A 10,441-nucleotide genomic window follows, 5' to 3' on the forward strand; every position below is an offset into this window, starting at 1 on the left:
GAGTTTAGGTGGTAAACTCTTGCCAAGAAAGAAACGATGGGCGAACTCGAACCATGCGGTACCTACGCCACCTGCTGAATGGGCTGCTTCTTCTATTGCCGGCCGGCCTTGTGCTTGTGGGTGGCATCTTCGGTGTGCACCGCTGGACGTCCTTTCTTTTATCCGACCAAAATCTTGCCCGCATCCTCTCAGATCAGGCCACACAGGCAGTGGGGCGCACCGTGCGCGTGGAGCGCGTTCACTTCCAGTACAGTCCCTTCCGCCTAACCGCCAATCGGGTGAGCCTCTATCAGGTTTTTGTAGCCGAAAGTTCCCACATGCCCTCCGCACCTCTGGCAACTGCCGCGAAGGTAAGCCTGTCCTACGATCTCGCTACCCTCCTCTTCGCACACAACATCCAAGCGCCCTATGTAAAGCAAATTCAACTCACCGAGCCTTTCCTGTTTGTAGCACGTAATCGCTCCGGCCTATGGAACTTTAGCCAACTTCTCAAACCCAAAAAGAAGCCCGGTAGACCGCTCACCCGTCATATCTTCATCGCCAACGGCACCCTACGCTATAGCGATAACGCTCTCCTATCGCCGCGTACAGCACCGGTGCACGCCACCTTTACCCGTATCAATGGGACTATCGCTCTACTGCCAGACGGCTCTTTCGGGGTCAACCTTAGCGGCCTAGGCCGCCAAGGCCTCAAGGGTGCCCTTCACTCCACTCTCCTCCTACAACCCAATCAAGTTCTTGCCTTACGGCTTGATGGAAAGGGTCTTCATCTACCCGATATCGCCCAACAGCTTTTCCCGAGCCGATTCGGCCAGGTGATGGAGGGTCAGGCCGACCTCCATGCCGATCTGCTTTTAGCGCCCCATCCGCTCACGGCCGCATGGAATATCGGCAAACACTGGATGCAGCTTGAAGGGACGCTAAATCTTCATAACGTCGCCTTCCGCCCCTCACCTCTCAGCGCTCCGGTGACCGATCTCCAGGCCGACCTCACGCTGCTTCCTACACTTTGCCAAGGTACCCTGCAGGCTCGTTTTGCTGGCAGCCAAATTGCACTTTCGGGTCACGTGGCCAACCTCACCCAACCCTTTCAGAACCTTGTAGCCGATGTGCAAGGCAACGGTCAGAATCTTCATTTGGCTCAGGTCTGGTCTCAACTTCGATACCTGCCGTGGTTTCAAACGTTCTCTCCGAAAGTGCGATCGCTGTTGCCAAACCTCAATGCTACCTCGCCCTCCCTTCACTTCGCCTTGGTAGGCCCTCTCAACCATCCTGTAGCCCAACTTCAAGGCCCTCTGAGCCACGTAAACTACCGAAATATCACCGCCGGTCCGCTGCAACTCAAAGCCTTTTATGCGGACAACCGGCTTACGGCCGACCTTCAAGGCGCGTTTGCACACGGCCAGATTGCGATTCGCGCGAATGCTATCTCCTCACCGAAGCTCGCAGTCATCGCCCAAGCCCACATGCAGGGCCTCCCGCTACAAACGCTTGGCAGCCTTCTTCACCAACCCATGGAGGGCACTGCCAAAGCCGATGTGGCGTTTCGTGTGCAGAGCGGCCAGGAGCCTCAGTTCAACACCCAAGTGGAGGTCAACAACTTCCGCTCGAAAGGGCGTCGCATCGCTCTTATTTACCTTCGAGCGCATGGAACACCGCAACGAGTTTTCATCCGAAATTTGCGCCTAGAAGACGATATGGGCATCGCCTTGGCCCGTGGGCTTGTAGATGTAACCCATCAAAAGCTGAACCTCAGGCTGGTGGCCGATGAAGTGGATATCGGTGGACTTTGGCGTGAACTTACCCAAGCAAAAGCGACGAAAGCGCCCCTGTTTACGGAAGAGAATGGCAACTCCACCTCATCCCCTGCTGCCCTATTCGACCTTGCCCAGCTTAATGGGGTAGGTTACCTGAGAGCGTATATTGGAGGGTCTTTCCATCAGCCGCAAGTAACCGGTGTGCTTAACGCCTTTTCGGTTCAAGCCGGACGTTTGGGCTTCGATAGAATCAGCGCAGGGTTTCAATTAACCCCGAATTCGCTCCAGATTGTGCGAGGGCTTGCGGAGCAGTATCCTGGCGAGCTTACCCTTCGTGGAACCATCAATGGCCTGCAAAGTCATGACCCAGGTGTTGCCCTAGTCGCCGTGGTGCGCCATGTGGATGTGAACGATCTCCTCCAAAAACTAGGGGCTTTGGACACTCTGCAAAAGGCCGCCATTCGCCCCGACTCCATCGTAGGCAGCCTGGAAAGCTCCGAGATAGATGTGGGTGGCACCCTCCACGATCTCCATCTCCTGCATCCCGTTACGTTTAGCCTCCAACATGCCTCGCTCAACGGGGTGGCCATATCAAATGCGGAGGCCACCCTCTTCTACACATCGCATCAGGGCTTCCAGCTACAAAACGCTCAAATCGCCACCGCCAACGGTCAAATTGTGGCTCATGGAACGCTGACACCCGATCATCAGTTAAACCTCGAGCTTACCGGAGATAGCCTTAACATTCCCGATTTGGCGGCAATGCTCACCGGCAAACCTTATGCCGACCTAACCGGCACCATCGGCTTCTTTAGCCAAATACAGGGGCCGCTCAATGACCTTGAAGCCACCGCTAACCTCAACGGAGCTAATTTAGCCTATCGCGGCGACGCCCTTGGCCAAATTACAAGCCGTTGGGACTATCAGAAAGACCGCATCCAATTAAGCCAACTTACCTTTCTTCCCACCGATTCGACTACCCCTTCTAAACCAAACTCGGAACCTGATGACGCGATCACCGTTCACAACGCGACTTATGACCTGAAATCGAAGCAGATTTCGGGCACCGTCGAATGGAATCGGCTTCAGCTAGCACGCTTCCTCGGCCTGCTAGGGGCTTCCCCGTTCGCCCAAACAGATGCCGGCCAGCGCACGCTCACCTACCTTCGCAGCTTCAATCCGCCTCTTCAAGGCAGCTTTTCGGGCACGGCTCAACTCACCGGCACAGCCGACTCCCCCGTTGCCGACATCCGTTTTCATTTAGACCAAATCCAGATCGGCAACAACACTATTGCCTCCGTGCAGGGCAGCGGGCGACTTACCAAAGAGGCGCTCGTCATGCCCCTACCGCAAAGCAACGCTCCGGCTTTAACCCTTAACAGCCCAGAAGCCACCCTCTTCTCCCGACAGATCAACGTGGCGTTCCACGGCCCCATTCAAGGCGATCTCAGCCTCTATAACTTCGATCTCGGGCGACTCACCGAGTGGCTCCCTACAGTAAACACAAGTCCGGCGGCGACTTCGAGCAATGCACTAATCCAAACGCTTTCTCAGTTGAAGGGGAAAGCCGATCTTTTTGTCGTCGCCTCCGGCACCACGAAGGCGCCGGTTCTCGATGTCTCGGCCGATGCGAAGAACGTGCTCTTACACACCTCGTTTCGCGATTTTCGAATAGACAGCATTGATGTAAGCCATATCCATATCGCCGAACCGCGCGCCGTTCTCGACCCTGTAACCGTCTCTATCGCCGTGGCGGGGGCCGATAACCAACCTCAACAGTTCGAAACGGAGTTTTTTGGCTCGGTTGACTTCTCATGGCAGCCTCCTTTCCTTCCTGAATCAGCAACACTCGATTTTACCGCTCGCGTGCCTCAACAGAAGCTCGATCTCCTCCGCGTCTTTGCGCCTAGCCTCGTGCTCGATACGAATGGTGTCTTCTCTCTATCGGCTCATCTTACCAACACCGTTCAATCGCCCAATGTCAACGGAGCACTCGACGTGCAAGCCAATCGCCTTCGCATTGGCTATCTCGACACCACCACCCACAAACCGCACTACCTGCGTACCGGCCTGCGCAACATCGCCGGCTCGCTCATTTTCAACGGAAGCCAAATCCAAGTATCTAACGACTTCCACGCGGAAACGGCTCTTTTCGACCCCAAAACCGGTGCGGTTCTTCCCAACACCGTTCAGCCGGTGAATCTTTTTGGGGCACTGCCCATCACGCAGCAGAGTAATACCGGAATCACGCTGCAAGCCGGTGACATCGTCTTTGATGAATCGCCTATCCCCGGGTTTCATAGCGGTACCGTACGAGGAGAGGCGCGGGTTTTGCTACGGGTGGCAGGTTCGCTGACAAGGCCAGAACTTCAAGGCGATATCTATCTTAGCAATACGCTTGCCATCCCTCCGTCCGATGTAGGAGGCACCGGCACCGGAGGGCTTGTTATCCCGCTTGTCCATCGCTTCCAGATAGCCCTCCATCTCGACCGTAATGTGCAGCTATCCGCTTCGGCGCTTAGCGCCCGCGTAAGCGGCACCATTCTGGTTTCTGGGGTACCAAGGCGCACAGCGAACATCACAACCATCGAAGAAACAAACCCTGCCGGCGCCACCTCGAATCTCGCCGTCCAACTAAACGGAACCCTCGACATTCTCGAAGGACGCCTTAATCTGCCTACGGCACGCTTTACCATCCTACCGCCCGGGCGCCTCACGCTGAGCTATCCTACCCAAGACCCCGAACAACCAAACGTGCCCATACTTGGGGTTGAGGTCAGTCTTCGCGCCCAAACCAACATGACGCTGGCTGCACCTGGCACCTTCTCCGGAGAAAAACGCTATCGGGTCATCGTGAACGCTCAAGGCCCCATCACCGGCAACGTGTTCGACCCCATAACCCAACGCTCACGCTTACGCCTCACCTTCCAAACGGATCCGCCCGACTTCATCGGCGATCAGCAGTTGCTTGAACAGCGGTTTCTTGCCGCACTTGGTGGCCCGGTGCTCTCTCAAAATACCTTTGGGCTAAACCCAACGCAGCTTTTCACCCAACAGCTTACCAGCCTTGTGGCCGGAGCCGTTTTGCCCGCCATTTTCGATCAGCCTGCCCACGCTCTCGGCTTTGAAGAGCTTGCCCTCAACTACGATCCTTTTCAACGGCTTAACCTCGTCATCAGTCGGCACCTTTTCGGCCCCATCTACTTTACCTACACCCGTACCCTCGTCAACGCCCACATTCAAGAGACGCTTAGAGCGAGTTTCCGCTTCAGCCGCCGCTTCCAGTTCACGTTCCAGCAAGATGAACAAAACATTAAGTCGTTCCTGTTAGAGGGGATAAGTTCCTTCTAGAGCTTTCTGTGATCTCCGTTCCACCCATCCGTTCTCCAGAAACGGCCCCTCTTGCTCGAAGCCTTTCACCCGTCTTCGTTAAGCTAGCGACAGCGCTCCTATCCCACGTTCACAAACCCCTCAGCGATTTCGCCTAGCTAATGCCCATACTCCGATTGACGCGACACAAACAAACAGCCGTTGGTTGGGTCGGGATAGTTTTCCGTCCACCCGTGGAGTTCACAAACAGCCGCCGGCACCAGGTGCTTGGCATGGAGATCGGCAAAAAGCCAGTTACACGCCCCATTGTGCGATTGGAACGGACCCTGTTGAGGGCTATCCGGCCCAGGTAGCTCAATAAACCAATCTCCAAGGTCTGAGAAACTCCAGCGTGTCTCCAGCAACAGGATGAGTTGAGCCGGCTGAGATATCTCCGATTCGCGACGGGGACGATCGCGCGGCTCCTTATACCAACAGGGAGGAATGGCCTCGTTGAAAAAACTGCCGTTAAGACCGTAAGAGATAGGCAACCATTGAGCGCTTGGATAGGCATAGTTTGTTTCATCGCCCGGAACCTGTGTGTGAATATCAGGCCCGTTGATATGCCATGCATCCAAGTTGGAAGGGCATTGAAACACGGCTCGATTTTTAAGATAGGGCATGATCACACGCTTCCAGTTAATGCTACTGCCTTCCAATTTGCTATCCGGGGGAGCACCTGTTTGGGTAGAGGTGCATCCACTCAGAGGATGTCGAGCATCGGGCATACGGCTCATTGGGTAGGTTTGGTCGTAATCCTGTAAATAGATGGCCATGGCCGTCCCTAACTGCTTCAGGTTCGAGAGACACACATCAGATCGTGCTGCCTCTCGCGCACGGGCAAACACCGGGAAGAGGAGAGCCGCTAATAGACCGATTATCGCGATAACAACAAGGAGTTCTACTAGCGTAAATGCTTTAGAACGAAGACTAGTTTCATGCATAGTACGGTTTTTTTCCTCCTTAAGGAGCTTTTTGACGAACAAGTATGATCATTCCGGCTGCACTAGCAGCCCTGCGATAGAAACCTGTTTGTAAGGCCGACATTATTAGTGGTTGATATGGCCCGGCATCGGCAGCCACAATATACTGTACACCGGCACTATGGGCTTTTAAGAGCGCATAAAGATCGTGAGGTAGGGGAGGATGCTCATTTCGGTTTTCCTCTAAAATGGCCTCCCATCCAGGCCCATACCAGGCGCGAAGAAAGGGATTAGGAAACATATAGATAATGTTGCGATGGGCTAAAGGCACCACAAGATCGGCTGTAGCCGATACCGAAGCGCTTTGTGGAATGGTAGCGAGCAGAGCTTTGCGCTCTTGAATCTCCTTATTAGTTAAAAAGCCGCTCCATATCTTTCCAAACGTATCCCAGGAACCGTAGCTCCAAAAACAGTAGCCCCCTAAAAAAACAAGCACAGCGCTCACAAGCAACTCCTCGCCTATAGAGAAAATCCCCCAGCGCTGCAAAAGTTTTGCGAGGCGTGCCAGCCCTATAGCGGCGGCGGCATAGACAAACGGCATTATGGCCGGAGTATACTCGGCCATAATGGTGCGCATTACGGCTCGATCGCTTAGCACATCGGCTAGAAGTTCCGGTAAGGCTCCCAACAGTATCTCGGGGGCACCCAGACACAGTCCAGCAGTCGGCAGCACGATCTGAAGCACGAAAAGCCCGGTGGGCCGAGAAAAAACGAACGACATAACACGGCCTGGGTGAAGGATAATATGAGTTACGATCTGCAAGGGCGTGTTGCCCCAGGCGCTATAGAGGGCAGTATAGCCTGTTGTATGTCCTGACAGCCGATTCATAATCGAAAGGCTCGCAATCAGCCAAATACCACCGGCAGCGAGTAAAGAGATCCCGGCGATGCCGCGCTTCCATCGGCGACGAACAACCTCTGCGATACTCTCTGAAACAGAGCATTTTAAAGCCGGCGTGCGCAATAGGCTCACCATACCGAAGGCCATGATGCTGAGAGCTAAATCCTGTCTACAAAACAGAGAAAGCGCTACCCATAGGGCAAGAGAGCGATAATTCTCACGCTCCATCGCGTCAATAGCAAACAGCAAACAGGGCACGGCCAACATATTCGGATGGAAATCGAAAAGGGCGGGTGCTCCCAAAGCAGGAGCCAGAAGGTAGGTCAGCACAAGCGCCGCAGAGAGCCAGGAACCTACCCCATGAAATCGTGCTAACCGATAGAGCGGCCAAGCCCCCACTGCAAGCGCAACTGCTTGCAAAAAAACGAGAGTATGAGGTTCAGGAAAGAACCAATAGAGGGGGATAAGCAGAAAGAGAATGGGTGTGAAATGGTCACCGAAAAGATTCATCCCTCGCACAGTGCAGTACGGCGCCTCAAATCGCGAGAGCTTCCAGAGCGTTTGATCGAAGATACCTAGATCGAATGCAGCGGCTTCGAGCCGCATTACACGCACCACCGCAAGAGTTCCATAGACGAGTACAAACGCCCCAATACCAAGCCCTGCGATCCAAATGCCCACATCAATCGGCTTGGTCTTATCTGTAGCTGCTGCTGCAGTAGAAGCGCTTGAGGTACTATGTTCCACTGTGGTTACCTAGGATGAATATAATCTGGTCTTGAAGAATACTATAAGCTACCTCGTATAAGCAGCTCAGTCAAAACATCTGTCATTGGAAGGCCGAGCAGGTGTTCCATCCATCCCCATTGTCCGGCAGTATTAACCTCCAAAAATACATACTCACCCTCCGGGGTTAGAACCATGTCTACGCATCCGAACACGAGTTGCAGCTTATTCATGAGACACAAGAGTTTTTGAGCAGTTTGATCTGGAAGGTGATGTATCTCATGGTCTAGGAATCCGACAGGATCAAGGGCTTGTCTACGAAAATCTATTTGTGTCTCGCTATTATCCTGAGAATGGACTTCAACTGCAAATAGTTCGTTCCCGATAATCGTTATTCGTACATCAAAACGCTTTTCTATATACTCTTGAAATGTCGCAGGGCATCCAGGCAAAAACTTAAGATAGGGTATCTTTTCTGAGGTTAGGAGTTGCGAAAAAACGGTTTTTAGGCTAGTCGGTCTTTCAGTGAGTATGTGTGGAGATAGGCGAAATTGTCCTTTATACTTAATCGCCGCCTCCTGGCTAAAGTCGTGTGGTCCACCGTGAATCAAGCCTATCACCGGCTTAAATAGTATTTTCGAATTACATTGATTCATAAATTCTTCAACTGCTTCCGGCTCATTAGTCACCAGAGTTCGAGGCACTCTCAAGCCAACTTGTCGTGCTACTTGCAGCTGATATGACTTAATATTAGCCCTATAATCGCTGAGAAAGTGGTTTACCCAGAAACACTCTATTTTTTCAAAAAATGAATGCAGTAAAGCCGCGCACTCATACTTCACAAAACCTTCTGTACGCTCATCTAGATTATCAGGTAAAATAAACTCCCCTATGCGCCGTCGCCAAATCGTGGTGATCTGACGCGTATCTACTGTCTGGCCATTACAGGAAATTACAGCATAACTGTCCGATCCATCATCGTATACTCGAACCGTTGATACCAATGGGAGAGTTTCGGTATCGAAACGAAAAAAGTCTACTCCTCTTCGCTCTAATCGTGCAATAACCTGATCCACATTCGGTTCATGGAGCTGTGAAACGATAAAAATAAAGGGCTTTCTTTTCACTTTTTACCCTCCACAGGCAGCTAACGCCTTGCGCATCTCTTGAGCCACGACAGGGTTCTTTTCCGCGCGCAAAGCGGCTCTTAGGGCGCTTTCGGACCCTAGCAGATGCTGTGTTTCGATAAGCTTCGCCGCCTGCCAACGCATGACAGGTTCGGGATGGCGCAAAAATGTGTTCGCAGCTTTTGTCATTTCTACCTCTTCATAAACCCGTAATTTGGGATCATCTGTAGGCAAGTTGAGGTGACACATGGCCCCCAGAGCGCCTCCGTTTACCAGCCACGAATCTGGGTCTGTATCCGAATAAAAGGCGTAGGAGAGCAGCTTGTCGAACTCTTGACGAGTATAGTGTGTCTTCGGTTGTTTCATCAACGGGCCGGTACCTGTAAAGGCATATAGCTCGTTGCACTTCTCAAAAGTGGTGGGAGAGGGCGAGAGCGTACGCGGCATGAGTTGGGAAATGGGGTCTGCGCCCGGCCCACGCCCTCCCAGCTTATTCGCTAGGTAGATACTTATCAGCACAACGGCGATTATTCCGAAGCCGAAGGCAACACGCAGACTAGCCCTCTGACGTACACCCATATCCTTAAAAAGTGTAGGTAAAGGATGTTTCAACCATTCCGGTATGCTCATCCTTCTCGAAATCGGTGTCGGAGGGATATACCTGTGCTCCTGAAGGTGCTTCGGAAAAAACGCTTCGCGAGCCGTAAACCCGCTCTGCCGGCACCTCCTCTACCCACAGCATGACAAAGGGTGTGAAAACCTCTTTACGACGAGCTGTTTCGCAAGCTACTTCCATCGAGCTTGCCTCCTTTTTTGGTGTTTGATCGGTAGCCGCCTTCGGCGATGCTACAGCCTCAGTATAACTTTCAGCATCTGATGACGTAAATACTGAAAAATCAGACAATGCCCATGGTGCCGTCGTCTGAGAAGACTTAGAAAATGCAATCCAACCTTCCGACAAAGCTGTAAGCAGCGCTGCGGTTCTGCTAGGCACATTTAGCAGGGAGCAGATACGTTGGAATTCCGTGTTGATCGTTTTAGTGAAACTCGTAAGTACCTCGCAAGTGTTTTCGTGTCTGCCGTACAAAGGTCAACGCACGATTGTAAAAGCCTTACAAGAGCCGGAGTAAGCGGGCATATATTGTATCTTGACATTTTGATCTCCTCACGTTAAACTTACATGACCGCTCTCGAAAGAAGTCAGTAGCTTAAGAGCCTAACGAGAAGTATGACTATCATAAAAACAGGGGTAGGAGACCCCCGCGTTTACGCGGGGGAGGAATTGCTATCCGCAGCATTCCTTTCCAATCTAGTTCGTCAACCGAGAGTATTGATGATATAATACCCTCGGCAGACAAAAACTATAGAGGCAAATCGTTGAAAGTCACGTTGCGTCTGAAACTGCATATTGACCCTGCTACCGAAGCGGCTCTATGGGAGACTCTCTTGCAATTTACAGACTGCTTCAACGTCGTCTGCCGTTACGGGTGGGACAATAACGAGCGCAACGGAACCCGACTGCACCGGGCAACCTACAAGTCCCTTCGGCAAGCGCACCCTGACCTGCCTGCCCAGTTGGTCGTAGCGGCGAGAAGGAAGGCAGGGGAAGCTCTCAAGTCGGTACAGGAGCGCAAGAAG

6 protein-coding genes and 1 pseudogene are annotated in these 10,441 nt (G+C 52.7%); 2 read left to right on the forward strand and 5 right to left on the reverse strand.

Annotated elements, in window-relative coordinates; translation table 11 throughout:
• Positions 1–53 precede the first annotated feature (53 nt).
• Entirely contained in the window at positions 54–5,108 is a 5,055-nt protein-coding gene (locus tag VKV29_RS01245) for a translocation/assembly module TamB domain-containing protein (protein WP_324199475.1), read from the forward strand.
• A gap of 137 nt (positions 5,109–5,245) precedes the next feature.
• Here VKV29_RS01245 and VKV29_RS01250 read toward each other — a convergent pair whose 3' ends face one another.
• Genes VKV29_RS01250 through VKV29_RS01270 form a run of 5 tightly spaced genes read right to left on the reverse strand, consistent with a single transcriptional unit; the run spans position 5,246 to position 9,599 of the window.
• Positions 5,246–6,070, reverse strand: coding sequence for a DUF1559 domain-containing protein (locus VKV29_RS01250; protein WP_324199476.1), 825 nt, complete (start codon positions 6,068–6,070; stop codon positions 5,246–5,248).
• 19 nt (positions 6,071–6,089) lie between these two features.
• Complete coding sequence (locus VKV29_RS01255; protein WP_324199477.1) at positions 6,090–7,697, reverse strand: DUF2079 domain-containing protein; 1,608 nt, start codon at positions 7,695–7,697, stop codon at positions 6,090–6,092.
• 41 nt (positions 7,698–7,738) lie between these two features.
• Positions 7,739–8,803 (reverse strand): MvdC/MvdD family ATP grasp protein, encoded by a 1,065-nt coding sequence (locus tag VKV29_RS01260; RefSeq protein ID WP_324199478.1) that lies wholly within the window; start codon positions 8,801–8,803, stop codon positions 7,739–7,741.
• Positions 8,804–8,806: 3 nt separating this feature from the next.
• Entirely contained in the window at positions 8,807–9,433 is a 627-nt protein-coding gene (locus tag VKV29_RS01265; protein WP_324199479.1) for a hypothetical protein, read from the reverse strand.
• Entirely contained in the window at positions 9,387–9,599 is a 213-nt protein-coding gene (locus VKV29_RS01270; RefSeq protein WP_324199480.1) for a hypothetical protein, read from the reverse strand. The genes VKV29_RS01265 and VKV29_RS01270 overlap by 47 nt, the downstream gene beginning before the upstream one ends.
• Positions 9,600–10,180: 581 nt before the next feature.
• Between VKV29_RS01270 and VKV29_RS01275 the strand changes: the two are divergent.
• Positions 10,181–10,441 (forward strand): annotated as a pseudogene (locus VKV29_RS01275) (RNA-guided endonuclease TnpB family protein); the annotation flags it as partial.

This window comes from Chthonomonas sp., from assembly GCF_035294165.1.
Classification (GTDB): domain Bacteria; phylum Armatimonadota; class Chthonomonadetes; order Chthonomonadales; family Chthonomonadaceae; genus Chthonomonas.

Bases quoted from the DNA above. Each gene is read 5' to 3' on its own strand.
- VKV29_RS01270 (WP_324199480.1), bottom strand. From the start codon at position 9,599: ATGGAAGTAGCTTGCGAAACAGCTCGTCGTAAAGAGGTTTTCACACCC.
- VKV29_RS01265 (WP_324199479.1), bottom strand. From the start codon at position 9,433: ATGAGCATACCGGAATGGTTGAAACATCCTTTACCTACACTTTTTAAG.
- VKV29_RS01250 (WP_324199476.1), bottom strand. From the start codon at position 6,070: ATGCATGAAACTAGTCTTCGTTCTAAAGCATTTACGCTAGTAGAACTC.
- VKV29_RS01245 (WP_324199475.1), top strand. From the start codon at position 54: ATGCGGTACCTACGCCACCTGCTGAATGGGCTGCTTCTTCTATTGCCG.